This window comes from Bradyrhizobium sp. SEMIA (genome assembly GCF_014844175.1).
In the GTDB taxonomy this organism is placed as follows: Bacteria; Pseudomonadota; Alphaproteobacteria; order Rhizobiales; family Xanthobacteraceae; genus Bradyrhizobium; species Bradyrhizobium arachidis.
In genome coordinates this window covers 486,617-502,035 of the sequence record NZ_CP046601.1, presented here as the reverse complement: position 1 = coordinate 502,035, position 15,419 = coordinate 486,617, and the positions used below count along the sequence as shown (strand labels likewise).

15 protein-coding genes and 2 pseudogenes are annotated in these 15,419 nt (G+C 61.3%); 10 read left to right on the top strand and 7 right to left on the bottom strand.

Going from position 1 to position 15,419, the window contains the following annotated elements:
* Nucleotides 1-274: 274 nt before the first annotated feature.
* Nucleotides 275-457: a hypothetical protein gene (locus FOM02_RS02455; RefSeq protein ID WP_028146503.1), complete on the bottom strand. Its 183-nt coding sequence runs from the start codon at nt 455-457 to the stop codon at nt 275-277.
* Nucleotides 458-1,327: 870 nt separating this feature from the next.
* On the opposite strand from FOM02_RS02455, the gene FOM02_RS02450 reads away from it, so the two are divergent.
* Complete coding sequence (locus FOM02_RS02450; protein ID WP_027562083.1) at nt 1,328-3,277, top strand: hybrid sensor histidine kinase/response regulator; 1,950 nt, start codon at nt 1,328-1,330, stop codon at nt 3,275-3,277.
* A gap of 246 nt (nt 3,278-3,523) precedes the next feature.
* Here the strand turns inward: FOM02_RS02450 and FOM02_RS46735 are convergent, their stop codons facing one another.
* Entirely contained in the window at nt 3,524-3,667 is a 144-nt protein-coding gene (locus FOM02_RS46735) for a hypothetical protein (RefSeq protein ID WP_322596948.1), read from the bottom strand.
* Between the two features lie 601 nt (nt 3,668-4,268).
* Nucleotides 4,269-5,372, bottom strand: coding sequence for a DNA topoisomerase IB (locus FOM02_RS02440; protein WP_027562084.1), 1,104 nt, complete (start codon nt 5,370-5,372; stop codon nt 4,269-4,271).
* A 253-nt stretch (nt 5,373-5,625) separates the two neighbouring features.
* On the opposite strand from FOM02_RS02440, the pseudogene FOM02_RS02435 reads away from it, so the two are divergent.
* The 4 genes and pseudogenes from FOM02_RS02435 to FOM02_RS02420 form a co-directional block, all read left to right on the top strand.
* Nucleotides 5,626-6,120 (top strand): annotated as a pseudogene (locus FOM02_RS02435) (ribonuclease HII); the annotation flags it as partial.
* A gap of 268 nt (nt 6,121-6,388) precedes the next feature.
* Nucleotides 6,389-7,807, top strand: coding sequence for a glucans biosynthesis glucosyltransferase MdoH (gene mdoH, locus FOM02_RS02430; RefSeq protein WP_231164157.1), 1,419 nt, complete (start codon nt 6,389-6,391; stop codon nt 7,805-7,807).
* A gap of 197 nt (nt 7,808-8,004) precedes the next feature.
* Nucleotides 8,005-8,349: a DUF1236 domain-containing protein gene (locus FOM02_RS02425; RefSeq protein ID WP_027562085.1), complete on the top strand. Its 345-nt coding sequence runs from the start codon at nt 8,005-8,007 to the stop codon at nt 8,347-8,349.
* Nucleotides 8,350-8,437: 88 nt separating this feature from the next.
* Entirely contained in the window at nt 8,438-8,860 is a 423-nt protein-coding gene (locus FOM02_RS02420) for a hypothetical protein (protein WP_035730658.1), read from the top strand.
* 75 nt (nt 8,861-8,935) lie between these two features.
* On the opposite strand, the gene FOM02_RS02415 is transcribed toward FOM02_RS02420, so the two are convergent.
* Nucleotides 8,936-9,355: a hypothetical protein gene (locus FOM02_RS02415; RefSeq protein ID WP_231164156.1), complete on the bottom strand. Its 420-nt coding sequence runs from the start codon at nt 9,353-9,355 to the stop codon at nt 8,936-8,938.
* A gap of 437 nt (nt 9,356-9,792) precedes the next feature.
* Here FOM02_RS02415 and FOM02_RS02410 point away from each other — a divergent pair, with 437 nt between their 5' ends.
* The 3 genes and pseudogenes from FOM02_RS02410 to FOM02_RS02400 all read left to right on the top strand — a co-directional run bounded on the left by FOM02_RS02410 (nt 9,793) and on the right by FOM02_RS02400 (nt 12,319).
* Nucleotides 9,793-10,197: a hypothetical protein gene (locus FOM02_RS02410; protein ID WP_027562086.1), complete on the top strand. Its 405-nt coding sequence runs from the start codon at nt 9,793-9,795 to the stop codon at nt 10,195-10,197.
* 434 nt (nt 10,198-10,631) lie between these two features.
* The gene (locus tag FOM02_RS02405) at nt 10,632-11,684 is read left to right on the top strand and encodes a glycosyltransferase family 4 protein (RefSeq protein ID WP_027562087.1); all 1,053 of its coding nucleotides are present in this window, start codon (nt 10,632-10,634) and stop codon (nt 11,682-11,684) included.
* A gap of 126 nt (nt 11,685-11,810) precedes the next feature.
* Nucleotides 11,811-12,319 (top strand): annotated as a pseudogene (locus FOM02_RS02400) (PRC-barrel domain-containing protein).
* Nucleotides 12,320-12,579: 260 nt separating this feature from the next.
* Here the strand turns inward: FOM02_RS02400 and FOM02_RS02395 are convergent.
* A complete protein-coding gene (locus tag FOM02_RS02395; protein WP_027562089.1) occupies nt 12,580-12,807 on the bottom strand; it encodes a hypothetical protein in 228 nt (75 codons plus the stop codon).
* A gap of 325 nt (nt 12,808-13,132) precedes the next feature.
* On the bottom strand, nt 13,133-13,342 hold the full coding sequence (locus FOM02_RS46730; RefSeq protein ID WP_322596947.1) for a hypothetical protein: 210 nt from the start codon (nt 13,340-13,342) through the stop codon (nt 13,133-13,135).
* 214 nt (nt 13,343-13,556) lie between these two features.
* On the opposite strand from FOM02_RS46730, the gene FOM02_RS46725 reads away from it, so the two are divergent.
* Together FOM02_RS46725 and FOM02_RS02385 are read left to right on the top strand one after the other, a co-directional pair.
* Nucleotides 13,557-14,126, top strand: a complete 570-nt coding sequence (locus FOM02_RS46725) for a DUF1236 domain-containing protein (protein WP_322596946.1) — start codon at nt 13,557-13,559, stop codon at nt 14,124-14,126.
* A gap of 22 nt (nt 14,127-14,148) precedes the next feature.
* A complete protein-coding gene (locus tag FOM02_RS02385; protein ID WP_027562091.1) occupies nt 14,149-14,469 on the top strand; it encodes a hypothetical protein in 321 nt (106 codons plus the stop codon).
* A 753-nt stretch (nt 14,470-15,222) separates the two neighbouring features.
* On the opposite strand, the gene FOM02_RS02380 is transcribed toward FOM02_RS02385, so the two are convergent.
* On the bottom strand, nt 15,223-15,393 hold the full coding sequence (locus tag FOM02_RS02380; protein WP_167336547.1) for a hypothetical protein: 171 nt from the start codon (nt 15,391-15,393) through the stop codon (nt 15,223-15,225).
* Nucleotides 15,394-15,419: the final 26 nt, after the last annotated feature.

Sequence of the window (15,419 nt, the reverse complement as noted above, 5' to 3'; positions counted from 1 at the left end):
CCGGGTTAAAATGTGTAAGTGAAATATGGGATCCAGCCCCGGCATAAGTAGCCTATCCCGACGATGCCGAGGCGCAATGTTGTCGATGTCACACCTTGGAAAATGTTGCTATACGTCAGGGCTATTGACGGATGGAGAAGAGGGAGAGCCCGCCGGGGCTGGGTACAGCGAGCCCTCAACCTCCACACGCGCGAGCCTACCTCGTACCACGGCAGTCTGCGTCATCGCGTCAGTTTCGTGTCGGAACGATATCAAATTTTGGCGGAAGGGGTGATCACCGCTGATGGCCCAAGCCGATACCCAACACGATGGCTTTCTGACGGAGCGCGCCTTCGGTTCGCTTTGTCATCTTGGATATCTTCGCAACCGGCGTCCGAGCCTTCGAGTGCGCCTTCAATTCTTTAATGTCTTCCTTCGTCCACTCGCGGCGAACAGTTTTCTTGGTTTTCTTTGCCACTCGGCGACTCCATCGGTGTTGAGGTCGTCGTTTAACATATGTCGCGCGGCACGCAAATCTCGGAGCAAAGACTTCAGCCTGTCCTCGAGCTTCGGATCGCGTCAGAGCTCGAGATTGCGGAGCCCGCCAAAACCAAAGCGCTCGGCGGCGCAGCGTCGAGATATTCGGCACGAAATGATTGGCGCACACCTCCAATTTTTGCGGGTCATGAGGGAGGGAGACGCTTGCTTAACTGAAAAGTTACGCCTTCTTGCCAGCCTTGGACCATTGCAGATGTCGCAGCCGCGACTCGAAAAGATACGCGTGCACTCAGCTCATAGCTGCTCGGTTGGCAGTTTCTTCTTTGGAGAAGTCTGCTATGTTGAGGGGCGTTCTTATTGCACTTGTAGCGCTGCTGTTTCTGGCGCTCTGTGATCGATACTGGTCGGGTGGCCGCAATACCGAAGCTGCCTTCGTGCTGGCGAGACAAATCAGGCAATCGTTCGGTGTGTGACCAGAACGCGTTCAGGCGCTCGAAATGAACGAGGCGACTCTCTTACTTCCCTAAACAAGAGGGAATGCTCGGATTGCCGCTCGGGAGGGATGTCTACTGGATTGCGAATTGACATCGCGGAGCACCTGACATGCGTCGCCTGTCTCGCGCGCTTTTACGTTGCTCCGCGCACTCCGCATGCCAGAGCTTCTATCCGACAATAGCCATGTCAAGTAGTCCGCTGTAGGTCATTTGCAGACCTACCGAGCCGGCTAGGCTATAGCCCGCTTGCGAACGGAAGGTCGACGTTCAGGGGGCCTAAGATGAAAGTCAGCCGCTTAGTCGGAACCTGCCACAAACTTTTGAGTTAGCTCCACTCCGCCCTTCGAGCTCCAAGAATGAAAAAAACGACCTTCGGGGACGCCCATAACCTCGAACTACTCATCAACGCGATCGTCGATTACGCCATCTTCATGCTCGATACCAACGGTGCGGTGAGGACCTGGAACAAGGGCGCTGAACGCCTCAAGGGCTATGCTTCTGACGAGATTATAGGAAGGCCGTTTTCAATCTTTTACACGCCCGAAGATCGAGAGAAAGGTCTGCCAAATAGAGCGCTGACTACAGCCGCGGAGACCGGGCGCTTCGCGTCCGAGGGCTGGCGTGTCAGAAAGGATGGCAGTCGTTTCTGGGCACTCGTTGTGCTCGACGCAATTCGCGACGAAAATGGCCGGCTCATCGGTTTTGCGAAGGTCACGCGAGACATCACCGAGCGGCAACAGGCCCATAACGACCTGCTGGAAAGCGAAAGACGCTATCGCCGACTCGTCGAAGCCGTCGTTGACTACGCCATTTTTCAGCTCGATCCCTCTGGCAACATCGCGACCTGGAATCCCGGGGCCGAGCGCATCAAGGGTTATCGGTCGGAAGAGATCATCGGACGACATTTCAGCGCGTTCTACACGCCTGACGATCTTGAAAAAGGCGTGCCGAAACGGGCGCTGGCTGAGGCCGCCGAGAAGGGACGGTTCGAAGCCGAGGGCTGGCGCTTGCGTAAGGACGGCACGCGATTCTGGGCCTCGGTCGTCATCGACCGAATCACCGACGAGCGCGGGGCGATTATCGGCTTTGCGAAGGTCACGCGTGATCTTACCGAACGCAAGCAGGCACAAGACGAACTTCAACGCGTCCAAGAACAGTTGGTTGCCTCGCAGAAGCTCGAAGCGATTGGACAACTGAGCGGGGGCATCGCTCACGATTTCAATAATCTTCTCATGATCGTGCTTGGCAATCTCGAGAATGCGGAGCGAAGCAGCCGCAACATCGGAGGGCCGAACCTCCACCGCGCCCTTGCGAACGCGAAGCGAGGCGCTCAACGGGCCGCAGCGCTGACAAGTCGGTTGCTTGCGTTCTCGCGCCGCCAGGCGCTCGATCCCAAGCCGATCAACCTCAACAGTTTCCTGAATGGCCTTCAGGAGTTTCTCCAGCGCACATTGGGCGAACGCATCGAAGTACAGACGGTCGGCGGCGCCGGCCTTTGGCTGATCGAAGCAGACGTGAACCATTTGGAATCGACGATTGTCAATTTGTCGATCAATGCACGCGACGCGATGCCGATTGGTGGAAAGCTGACTATCGAGGCGGCCAATGTCTCCGCTGACGAAGACTATTCGCGTGCCAATCCGGAGCTCGCGGCCGGCCAATATGTCGTCATCTGCGTGAGTGATACAGGCTCGGGCATGACGGAAGAGGTCCTAAATCGTGCCTTCGAACCCTTCTTCACGACCAAAGAGCCTGGGCATGGAACCGGACTCGGATTGAGCCAGGTCTATGGCTTCGTCAAACAGTCCGGCGGTCATGTGAAGATCTACAGCGAGGTGGGAGAAGGTACGAGCATCAAGATGTATTTCCCCCGCTACGCGGGCAATGAGCAGCCCGCTTCGGATGATGCGGACGAGCTAATCTCGGAAGGCGCCTCTGTAGAGACCATTCTCCTCGTTGAAGATGATCCCGATCTAAGAGTCTATGTTTCGGACGTGCTACGAGAACTCAATTATCGAGTGTTGTCTGCTGGCAGCGCGCAGACTGCCTTGACCATCCTGTTGCAGGAAGATCAGCATGTCGATCTTCTTCTAACCGATGTCGTCATGCCTGGAATCAATGGTCGCGAGCTGGGAAGGCGCGCGCAGCAGATTAGGCCTCATCTGAGAATACTTTACATGACGGGTTATTCGCGCAACGCAGTGGTCCACCAAGGGCGGCTCGATGAGGGCGTGGATCTTCTGGAAAAGCCGATCACTCAGGCGAGGCTGGCGTTGAAGGTACGCGAGATCTTGGATCGAATTTGAAGACAGAGAATGGGTCATAGGCGCAAGCTAGCTTAGGAGAGGTCGACCGCACTCGCGCCGGGAGTCCGTAGTCACTGAATTGGCGGCGCTCAACCTCAGCCGCACATAGGTCCCGCTTCATCAGCCGCATGCAAGGTGAAAGGAGAGACGGCCCCGGTTCTCCAGGCTTTGGGGGGTATGGCCGGGGCCGCTCCGCCAGCTCAGATGGAAGCCAGCCGAACGAACGGCGGCGGGAACTCTCGGTTCCTACTCTCCCAATAAATCTTGGCCCGGCGGCATCAGCTTCACATAGGTGCCGCTTTCGTGCATCCAAAGCCAGCCCCGTTCGATGGCAAAGTCGATGCCCGCGCCAAACTCTGGATGGCCGCGGCTGCCTTTCAAGAGGGCCACGAATAGCGCATTGACCCGCTCAATGTAGATCCGGCCGTGTTAGACGGCCGGCGTGGCGGCGGCGATCTCCACCAGCTTGCGCGCGGCGGTTTCCGGGTCGGCGTAGGAGCGATCATCGACGTGTTTCACAAGTAGAAAGCAAAGTGTGTCGGTCACGCAGAGGCGCGATCAAGAGCGCTGCTTATATCCAAAGGGATACAGACCAGACTGCCGAATCAGCCTAGACCTTGGCATGCCTCGGCGGCGCCCCATTACTGTCGAGGCCTCCAACAGCGGCTCCGGCGGGTTGTGCTGGGGCCGTTTTTTTGACCTACCTTCACTGGCTATTTCGCTTGGTGGCAAGCTGCGGGTTGCTTCCAACGGCTGCTACTGAGGGACTTTGGGCGCCGACGATGACCTACAAGCACGACTACGTGATGCGCGAAAGGCTAGGAGCCGAGTGGACCGCGCCTAGCACGCCGGCTTGATCAGTCCGACGCCGTGCGTGGCAACACGGCAGATTTGAACGAAGTGCCCCTTTCCACCGACGAGAGCACCGTTGTTTGAGCGCATGACCGGGCGCATCGACGAGGACGAAGTTTCCGGAGACAGGCACTCGAGATCAAGCGGGGACCTTCAGAGCATCGAGGCGCTTGCGGAGAAATGCCAGCACCATGATCTCGTCCGGCGTGAGCTTGGCGTACTGGCGCTTGAACTTCCGAGCGATCTTGGCTTCGATCATCCTCACGAGATCACCGGACATGTAGGCGTTCAGGATTTCGGGGTGCACGTAGCACTTGCGGCAGATGGCCGGCGTGTTGCCGAGTTGCTTCGAGACGCTCTCAATCGCAGCGACGACGTTGCGCTTCGCCTCGGCCTGGCTATCGTACTTTTTCAATTCGGCCAGGGCCAACGCCGCCAAAACCGTCCCAGCCCAGGTCCGGAAATCCTTCGCGCTGAAGTCCTCACCGGTGATGTCCTTGATGTAGGCGTTGACGTCGCCGGAATCGACGGTGCGGGGTTGTCCGTCGTCGTCCAGGTACTTGAAGAGCTCGTGTCCGGGGATCTCCACACAGCGCTTCACGATCGCGGCTATTCGCTTGTCCTCGACGCGAAGCTTCCACTGCTTGCCCGACTTGCCCGTGAAGTCGAACCGAAGGACGCCGCGGCCGACCTCGACGTGCTTGCGGCGCATGGTGGTGAGCCCGTAGGATTTGTTTTTCTCGGCATACTCGGCATTGCCGACCCGGATCAAAGTCTTCTCCAGAAGACTGACGATCGTAGCCAGCACCTTCTCGCGGGGCAATCCCTCCCGCTTCATATCGGCGGCGACCCGCTCGCGGAGCGCTGGCAGCGCGGCTGCGAACTGGATGATGTGCTCATACTTGTTCTGGTCGCGGAGCTCGCGCCATTTCGCGTGGTAACGGTACTGCTTGCGGCCCCGCGCATCGAGACCGGTCGCCTGAATATGGCCGTTGGCCGAGGGGCAGATCCACACCGATTCGTAGGCCGGCGGGATGCCGATGGACTTGATGCGTCGGATGATGGCGGCGTCGGTGATGCGCTTTCCGTCCTTGTCGTAGTAGCTGAAGATGGTTCCGGTTCGCTTGCGCGAGTAGCCGGGTGCGGAGTCGCTGACGTACCGAAGCCCTTCCTCTGCGATGGTGGCAGCCACTTCCGCGGTGCGGTCCAGAACCTGTTCTTCGGTGGTGGTTTGTCGGAGCATTGGCCTGACCCTCGGAAGCACCCTGGGATCGAGGCTCCGCTCTTTTTCAAGGGATCAAGATACCGGTTGGTTCCGTTCTGAGCTCCGTGGATACGATTCGCTGGCAGCGCAGGATATCGGGCCTTAAATGAGAGGCGGCCGGTTCCTCCGGCGAAGCGCTGCGCGGTCGGTGGAGACGGGATGGCTCAACTTCAGACAATCGCCACAAAGTTCTCCGACACGCTCTCCCCAACCAGTCTTTGCGAAGGTCGCTATGTCCCAATATTCCCTCGATGCATTGCGTCAGCGCTATGTCATCGAGAAAAGACCGCTCGATGCCAACATCGAGCAGATCTTGCGGGCCGACACCCGCGCCGGAGCCCGCGCCATCCTGGCTTCTATCGATAAACGTCGCTTCGAAAATAGATCGGAAGGACAGCGCCTCCGCAAGATGCTCCGCTTTGAGACCTCTCTCTGGGAAAGCGGCCATCATGCCGTCGCAGGCGTGGACGAGGCCGGAATGAGCCCTCTCGCCGGGCCAGTCTCCGCTGGTGCCGTGATCCTGAAACCTGGCACGCGGATTGTCGGCATCGACGACTCAAAAAAGCTCGATGCCGCGGCTCGCGAAGAACTCGCCAAGGAGATCAAGGAAAAGGCAGTAAGCTGGTGTGTGGCGTTCGTCGAAGTCGAGGAGATCGACGCGATCAATATCTATTGGGCGGGCATCCAGGCTATGCAGCGTGCGGTCCGGGGGCTGGGATTCCCACCTACAACGAAGACCCGCACCGATTGACGGCGCGGCTTCGTGCCATCATCGAGTCCTTGGAGACTACCTCGGACGGGGAGCTGTTCGACTGGTACGTTCTGAGCGACAGCACCGATCCGGACATCTGGGTAGCCGAAGAAAGGGCGATGCTCGCATTGCGTCAGGCAGTCCGGACGCCGAGGCTGTACTATCGTCACCGCGCCGATAACACGGCCCGCAAAGCGGGAACATCTCGGAATGGATCACGCGGTTCGGCGCCGTCTACGACTTCATGATCGTGCTCGATGCCGACAGTCTCATGAGCGGACAGACCATCGTCCGATTGGTCCATGCCATCGAGACCAATCCCACAGCCGGCCTCGTCCAGACGCTTCCCATGGTCGTCAACGCGAGAAGTCTGTTCAGCCGCGTCCAGCAATTCGCTGGCCGTCTGTACGGTCCCCTGATCGCCGCCGGCGTCGCCTGGTGGCATGGCTCCGAAGGCAACTACTGGGGCCACAATGCGATCATCCGGGTCAAAGCGTTCGCCGAAGCGGCCGCGCTGCCGCAGCTTCGCGGACGGAAGCCCTTCGACGGGCACATCCTCAGCCACGATATCGTCGAGGCAGCACTGATGCGGCGGGCCGGATGGGGCATCCACATGCTTCCGACGCTCGGGGGAAGCTACGAGGAGGTGCCGCCGTCGCTGCTCGACTTCGCGGCGCGCGACCGACGCTGGTGTCAGGGCAATTCTCGCGGTCGTGCCCGCACGAGGTCTCCATTGGGTTTCACGCCTGCATTTTTGGTAGGGATCGGAGCCTATCTCACGGCACCGCTGTGGCTGCTGTTCCTGGTGCTGGGGATGCTGATCTCGCTGCAAGCCCGCTTCGTGCGTCCAGAGTATTTTCCGAAGGGTTTCTCGTTGTTTCCGACCTGGCCGGCCCAGGATCCCGTGCTCGCCATCTGGGTGTTCGTCGCCACCATGGGTCTACTGCTGTTGCCGAAGCTGCTGAGCTTGATCCTGCTTTGGATGCAGGGCTCGGAGCGACGCCAATTCGGCGGTGCATTGCAAGCCTCGGCCGGATTTCTCGCAGAGATCATCGTATCCGCGCTGATGGCGCCGGTGATGATGATCTTTCAATCAATCGCCGTGGTCGAAATTCTGGCCGGCCGCGATGCCGGCTGGCAGGCGCAAAGGCGCGACGACGGCACGGTCGAGCGTCGCGAGCTCTATCGGAAGTATGGCATCCCGACCTTGTGCGGCGTCGCGATGGCCGCAAGCGCCTACGCCGTTTCGCTGCCCCTTCTGCTTTGGATGTCGCCGGTCATCGTTGGCCTGCTGTTCGCTGTCCGTATCGGGGCGCCGACGGCCAGGCCCGCGCCCGGCAAATCGTTTGCCACCCCTGAAGATCGAGAGCCGCCTCCCGTCCTGCTCCGGGCCAACGAATTGAGCGCGGCGGCTGAGGTCGGCATCAAACCCGCTCTGGTGGAGCTTCGCGAAGACCCCGAGCTGCTGGCCTTTCACGTCGTTCAGCTGCCGCCTCCTCGCGCCGCCCGGCCCAATACGGTCGATGTCAATCTGGCAGTCGGCCGTGCCAGGGCGGATGTGAGCGAGACTTTCGAGGAGGCCGCCGCGCATTTGTCTTCGCGGGAGGTCTTTTCGATCTTGAACGACGGCTCGGCCCTCTCGACCGTGTTGCAGAAGCCATGAACGCGCACCGAGTGCTTGGCGGACTGCGCTTAGACTCGAGCCACTGAGTTGACCCGAGACAACTTCTCCCGCGATACCCACGTCGGCGCTCTCGCGTCCGAGGTTCGGGAAAATCAAGCAATTATCCTGCCGCGTTCCGGAACCTTGCCATCATTCGCGGGTTCTCGCATGCCGCATATGACGGCGAGGAGAACAAGATGAACAAGCTTCTGCTGACGGCCGCGATGGCGGCTCTGCTTTCGACCGGCGCAATGGCGCAGTCTACGGTCGTCACCACCACCGGCACGGCTCATGCTGCCGCCGTGCGGATCGAGCCGGAATACCGCACGAAAATCCGCACCTACGTGACCGAGCACAAGGTGCGCCCGGTGCAGACCCGCGAGAAGATCGTGGTCGGCCAACCGGTGCCGCGCGAAGTCGAGCTCGAGGCGGTGCCCGCCGATTGGGGTCCTTCGCTCACCAAGTACCGCTATGTCTACTCGGGCGAACGCGTGATGCTAGTCGATCCCTCGACGCGCACGGTCGTCCAGGAGATCGACTGAGTCGTCCCGGCGGGCCGTTGATCGCAGCGGCCCGCCACCCAATCCGGCCCCGCCGAAATCCTCATTCCTTCCTCGCGAGCGGCCGTTCATGCCGATCATCAGATACTTCGTCTTCGTCGGCGCACTGCTACTGGCGCTGCTGTTTGCGGCGGACCGCTACCTGCCGGCTCCTGTAGAGCGCGCGGGGCCGTCCGATCCGGACAGGACCATCATCCGGATCGCCTCGGCGAGGGCTCTTCCGGAGAAGATCGTCTTCGACACGCGGCCTCGCGCCGATGTGCCGATGATCGCGCAGGCCGGTCCAATCTCTGAAGGACCGCAGCACCAAGTGCGCGAAGCCATGGCCGCAATGCCCGCAGCACCTTCCGTGGAGGTCAGGAAAGAAGCGCCGGCTCGCGTCTCCGCAGCGGCCCGGCCGCACCCGAAGCGCTCGGCAAAGCTACAGAGAAGGATACCCGACAGGCGCCTCGCCTTCGAGCGGGCCGATCCATTTGCAGGCGGATGGTGGTGATCGGTGCGGGGAGCGCAAAAAGCTGAAGGCCACCCCTTTTGGGTTGCGGCCTTCGTTGGCTGCGATGGGCCGCTCTCACCAGTACCGATAATGCCGGTGCCAGTGGTGCCGAACGATCGGATAGGAGTCGTGGTAATAAGCGTAGGCCGGGCGGACGACGCGGCGATAGCGATACCCGTAGGAGACAGGCGCCGTGTAGTAGGTGGTGGTGTAGCCCCCACCCCAGCTATACGGCTCATCGTAGTCGTAGGCGTAGGGGCCGCCATAATAGCCGGCACTGTAGTAGCCCGGGCCACCGTAGTAACCGTAACCCGGTCCCCAGCCGTACGCCGAAGAGGCGAGCCCGCCGATCACGGCACCCGCAACCAAACCACCGGCGATGCCTGGCCCCATCCGCCTCGCCAGTGAGCTTCGGCCGGAGCCGTCGTTGCCACAGAGGCCAAGCCGAGGGCGCCGACCATCAGCGCCGACATTGCAATCTTCTTCATCGAGCATCCTTTCACGTGTTCGAGTGCCCCTCAGACAAAAATGGCAATAGTTTCGACTGGCCCCAGCGGCGAGCGGGCAATGGATGCTCGGCGCCGGGGCAGCTTCGCTCGAATGCATCGAGCTTGGACCACAACACGAAGAGGTAGGTTGGGTTCAGTTCTTGGTGCGCCGCCGAAGCGCTCGACGGTGCATACCCGCATGCTTCGCCTTAACAATGTTGAATTCGCCGCAAAGCGTTTCCGCAGTAAGCTACATCTCTTCTCGCGTTGGGGTTCCCATGTTCGATCCGGCCACGACCGCGCTTCTGCGCGCCGTATTCGACGAGGTCTGCGAAGTGGAAGTCGCTACCAACGGCGATACCTCGCCCGAGAGGCTGAAGCAGGTGTGACGCGAGGCTCTCCACGACGCGTCGACGATGTGGCGATAGCCGGAGGAAGGCGGGGGTGAACTTCCAGGTCACGGTGCTCAAGATCCTGGTGAGCTATCCCGACGGATTCGCCGTCATGGCGGACCTCAAACGCGACATGGCAATATTGGCGACGAGCGGGCGCGACTGGGCCGAGCGGACGAAGCGCCTCGCCGCTCGCGTGGCCGTTCTCGACATCTTCTCGCAAGGCTTGATCGAGCGTCTGAAAGGCGGATGGCGCATCACCGAGAAGGGCCGTGCCGTGCTCGAATTCATGGAAGCGAAGCCTGGCGAGATGCGAACGGAGAGCGCTGCGGCCGCAGTGGAGCCCTTCGATACAGCGTCGGCATCCCCGCCTCTGGCCGCCAGGCGCTCAGGCCGAAGCCAACGTCTGCAGCGCCGCCGCGCGGCAGGCGAGCGGGCCCGTGCCAAAGCGTGCTGAACGCGCGGATGATTACGGATGACCGGGAAAATCCGGAAACTTTGCCCAAGGCTTCGAGTTGCCAGCGACTGGATTGGCCGCGGGAGCGTGAAGTTGGTCGACGAAGTCGTTCTGAAGAACGCCACCGAAACAGCCTGGTCTGTCTACCGGGCGCACCACCCCGAGGTCGACCCGCGGGACAGCAGGCGCTGTCTGCTCGAGCGCCATCTCAAAGGAGAGGAGAAGAGCGTGAGAGCGATACCGAAGAACTCGCCGGCTTCGGGATTGCCCACCTGCAGCGATTCTTCCGGGACGAATGTTGAGGACCATTAAAATGCTCGTCGCGCGGGTAGCCCGCGGAAGCACAAGGCCCTCTTGGACGCTGCTCGCAATTTCATTTCTCATCTCCGCGGTTCTCGTGGTCGGCTTGCGCATCGCGTTTGGGGCCTAGCTCGATGAGGATCGCCCAGCTTGCCCCGTTGGCCGAGAGCGTTCCTCCGAAGCTGTACGGTGGCACCGAGCGCGTGATCGCCTGGCTGGTGGACGAGCTCGTCGACTTAGGGCACGACGTCACCCTGTTCGCGAGCGGCGACTCCCGCACGAAGGCCAAGCTCCACGCGGTGTGGCCGCGCGCGTTGCGCCTGGGGCGACGGGGGGTCGACCCGAACGCCGCCTGCTCGCTGCTGATCGAGGCCGTCGCCGAACGTGCGCACGAATTCGACGTCATTCATTCCCACGTCGACTGGCTGCCCTTGCCGGTGCTGAGCCGGACCGGCGTGCCGTTTCTGACGACGACGCACGGCCGGCTCGACCTTCCTGGCTTGTCCGACGTGATCGGGAGGTTCGCCGACGCCCCTTTCGTCTCCATCTCCGACAACCAGCGCCGTCCGCTTCCGGGTGCCAACTGGATCGCGACGATTCAGCACGGATTGCCCAAGGACCTGTTTCGTCCCACCTACGAAGCCGGGTCGTACCTGGCCTTTCTCGGGCGGCTGACGGCGGAGAAGGGGCCGGAAGCCGCGATACGCATCGCCCGCACCGTCCGGATGCCGCTCCGGATCGCGGCCAAGATACCCCGAGCCGAGACGGCCTACTTCAAGAGGAAGCTCGAGCCCGAGATCGACGGCGAGACGATCCAGCTCGTCGGCGAGGTGGATGACGTCCGGAAGCAACATTTCCTCGCCGGGGCCGCCGCCTTGCTGTTTCCGATCGATTGGCCGGAGCCGTTCGGACTCGTCATGATCGAAGCGATGGCGTGCGGGACGCCCGTCATTGCCTACCGCTCCGGATCGGTACCGGAAGTTCTCGAAGACGGTGTCACCGGCTTCATCGTCGATGGCGAGGGGCAGGCGATCCAAGCGGTCAAGGAAGCCGCCCGGCTGGACCGAAGCAGAATCCGCGCCCGCTTCGAGGAGCGTTTCGCGGCCGGCCGGATGGCCAGGCAATACGAAGAAAGCTATCGGGAACTGATCGGGCGCCGACCGCGCCACGGGCGAGTAGCGAGTTGATCGCACCAAGGATTCGAACGAGCTCGTCGTGACGACGGCCCGTTCCGATCCGGGAACGACCGGCAATCACGAGCGTTGGGGCGGGCATCCGAACGGGTGCTGCACTCACGTTAGAGGAGAAAATCCATGAAAAGCATTCTTGCCATCGCTCTGCTGAGCACTGCCGTCGGCGGGGGCGCTGCGTTCGCGCAATCCGCTCAGCCGGCGGACCACGCCGCGCCGGCGGCCACCGCACAGCCGGCCGACAAGATGATGCTGAAAGGCAATTGGCGCGCTTCGAAGCTCATGGGCCTGAACGTCTACAACGAGGCCAACGAAAAGCTCGGCGACATCAACGAACTGCTGGTCGACAAGAGCGGCAAGATCAACGCCGTGGTGATCGGTATCGGAGGCTTCCTCGGGATGGGCGAGCACGACATCGCGGTCTCGATGGACAAGCTGAAGTTCGTCGAAGAGCCGGTCCGGACAAGCTCAACGAGCAACACGACCACCACGCGCGAGACCACTACCGGTGCGGCTTCGACGACCACGACGAACCGCAACACGAACGATTGGGTACCGACCACGCCGTCATGAGCGGCAACAAGGAGCAGCTGAAAGCGCTCCCGCAGTTCAAGTATTCGGACTACAACTGACGGGACCAAGCGTCGGATCGAGGGCCTCCATCGGAGGCCCTTTTTCTTTGGGCTACAATGAATTTGGCCGAAGAAAAACGGCCCCTCCGGGGCGCGGACGGGCCGTTGGTGCGAAAGCCAGTAACTCAGTGCATATGAACCAGGAAATAGCCGACGCCGCCAACAACGAGGACGGCAGGAACGGCCCAAAGAATCAGTACCGGCATTTTCTCCTCCACTGTCAATAGGTCGCGGGCCTCTGTCGGCCCGCGAATGATCGCTTACTGCTCGGTGCAGACCTTGGTGGTCTTGACTGCGGATTCGGCCTCGACCTTGGTCTTGTAGACGCCGTTGCCCACCGCGGTCGTGGTGGTTGTCGTCGGCTTGCTGTCGACCACGGTGCACTTTTTGGTGGTCGCATCGCGCACGATGTAGAACTCGGCGGCGCTGGCGGCCTGGGCGCCGAGCGCGAAAGCGGCGAGCGCACCGCACACGATCAACTTCTTCATGATGTCCTCCTCAGTGTTCGCAAGTAGTCACTGCCAACGGTAATTCGTCGACGAAGTTCCGGTTATTCCCGCCCCCTAAACCGTCGTGCCATTTCGCTACAACAGCAATCATCCGGCGTCCGGAAGAAATTGACCCCGATTGCCAAGTTTTCCCGAAACGGAACCGAGACAGTCCCTTCGGGTTAATCGACGTCCGCTTTTAGGAGGTTTTAGAGATGAACAAGCGTTTATTCTTGGCTACGACCGCTGCTGTTGCGATCGCGACTTCGGCCTTCGCTCAATCTTCGCCGAGCTCGTCGAGCTCCAATTCCACGGCTACCCAGCGTCAGGATTCGTCATCGACCTCGACGCCATCGCCGTCCGCGTCCACCCCGACGAGCAACACGTCGTCCGGATCCTCGCAGACCAGTCCTTCGAACTCCGCGCAGACACAGCCTCTGTCTTCGACGGGACAGTCTGCTGCAGGCCAGTCGTCCAATTCCGGTACTGGCACCACCACGACCTCGAACAATTCGACCAACCAGGCCCAGACCAATCAGCCGTCCAACCAGACGACGACGCCTTCCAACCAAGCGCGGACCAATACTCCATCGAACACGACCAACCAGACGCAGAGCGCCAACCCGCCGGCCTCAAGCACCAACCAGGCGCAGTCGCCGTCGGGTAGCGGTTCGACCAACACGGCCCAGCAGCCGAACAATCAGCAGAACACCGCGGATCGTTCGTCGAACACCAACGTGAACGCGTCGGTGAACATCAACGACCAACAGCGGACCCGCATCAGCGCGTCGATTTCGCACCTGAATGTGCAGCCACTCACCAACGTGAACTTCTCGTTGTCGGTGGGCACGGTCGTCCCTCGCGACGTCCGCCTGCAGCCGCTGCCGGCCGAGGTCGTCGAGATCGTGCCGCAGTACCGCGGCTACAACTTCTTGCTGGTGAAGGACGAGATCGTGATCGTCGAGCCGTCGACCTACAAGATCGTGACGGTCCTGCCGTACTCCGGTCGTTCGACGGCCGCCGCGCCAGAGCGGACGGAGCAGCGCTCAGCGACGTTCACCGACCGCGACCGCGAAGTCGTCCGCAAGCACGCCACGGCGCGCCCAGTCGGGCGCGAGAAGCGCGTGACCACCGGCAATTCGGTCCGGACCGAAATCCGAACCGGCGAGCGCGTGCCCGAGGGCGTGGAGATCGAGGCGTTTCCGGAAGAGGTCTATCGGGATGCTCCGACCCTTCGCGAGTACCGTTACATCAACCGCGACAGCCGCACCTACATCGTCGAGCCCCGTGAGCGTCGCATCATTGAAGAGATCGACTGATCTCGCCAAGGAAGGAGAATCCATGAAGACCATCGCACTGGGACTGTTCGCCGCCTCCCTTCTGGGATCGGCGGCGATCGCCGCCCCGCTCAACCCGACCGCCCTCGGCTCGACCGAGATCTCTTCCAACACGGAGCAGGTCCGGCTTGTCTGCAACGAGTACGGCCGTTGTTTCCGGACCCGCGGCCCGCGCTACGTTCAGCGCTACTATGGCGGCGACGACGGGTACGTGGTTCGCCGCAGCTACGGATACTACGGCGGCCCCGGCTACTACGACCGCGGCTACGGCTACTACGGCGGCGGGCCGAGCATCGGCTTCAGCTTCGGCACCCGAAGCTGGTGAACCGACAGAGGGCCTCTCGAAGAGCGGCCCTTTCGCCGGCAATCGGGGGTGAACCAATGTCCGCTCTTGAACCCGATAGTACAGAAGGAGCAATTGCTGGCGCGACTCGAAGCCCATCCTGGCCTGAGCTGAATTCAGGCGCTGCTCGCGAAGATTGAAACCGCTGCCAAGCCACTGGAGCCACAGGGAACTGCTCTGACGAGCGGCAAATAGCGAGACTCACCCAGGGTTTGAGGGAATGACGATGATGCGATTAGTTGCCAAGTTGACGGCGGGTTGTCTAACCCTCGCCTATGCCGGCTGCGCCGAGGCGCGCTCCTACCCGGTACGCGCCTTCGATGGCGCGTGGCACCTTTGAGATGCGGTCCCGATCTTGCGATCCAAGCTACAATTTCGACGTGAACATCTCGAATGGCAACATTTCTCATCCAAACCTTGTCAGATTTCGGGGGCGCGTATCGAGAACCGGCGCAGTGCGCGCTTCTGTAACGGTTCAGGACAAGCATGCCGCGGGCGCCGGCAGATTGGCACCGACAAGTGGAACGGCTCTTGGAGTGGCTATTCCGGTGCTGCCAGGTGCAGCGGAGTCTGGAGGGCGACCAAGGTCTAGGAGAGTTGTTCCTTCCACCGGAAAAGGACCCTCCGATGCTCCGCTCCGCCTCAAGCACGCCGGCGCGAAGCCTTTTCAATTCGGATAATTGCTAAACGGAAAGACGTTCGTAGCCTATGGCGGGACCGATCCCTGCCCAGGGCCTAGCCGCCGTCAGGCTTCTTGCCTGTGTCCTGTTCCTCGATGGGCAGGCTCGCCTCGAGCTCGGCGATGATGTCCTGGAGCAGCCGCACCGCAAGCGGGTCGGTCGCCTCCGCGTGCAGCCTCCGGTATCGCTGCAGTTCTTCGAGGATCTTCGGCGATGGCGCGGTCATGGTGATAGGCTCCGACCTGTCTACGC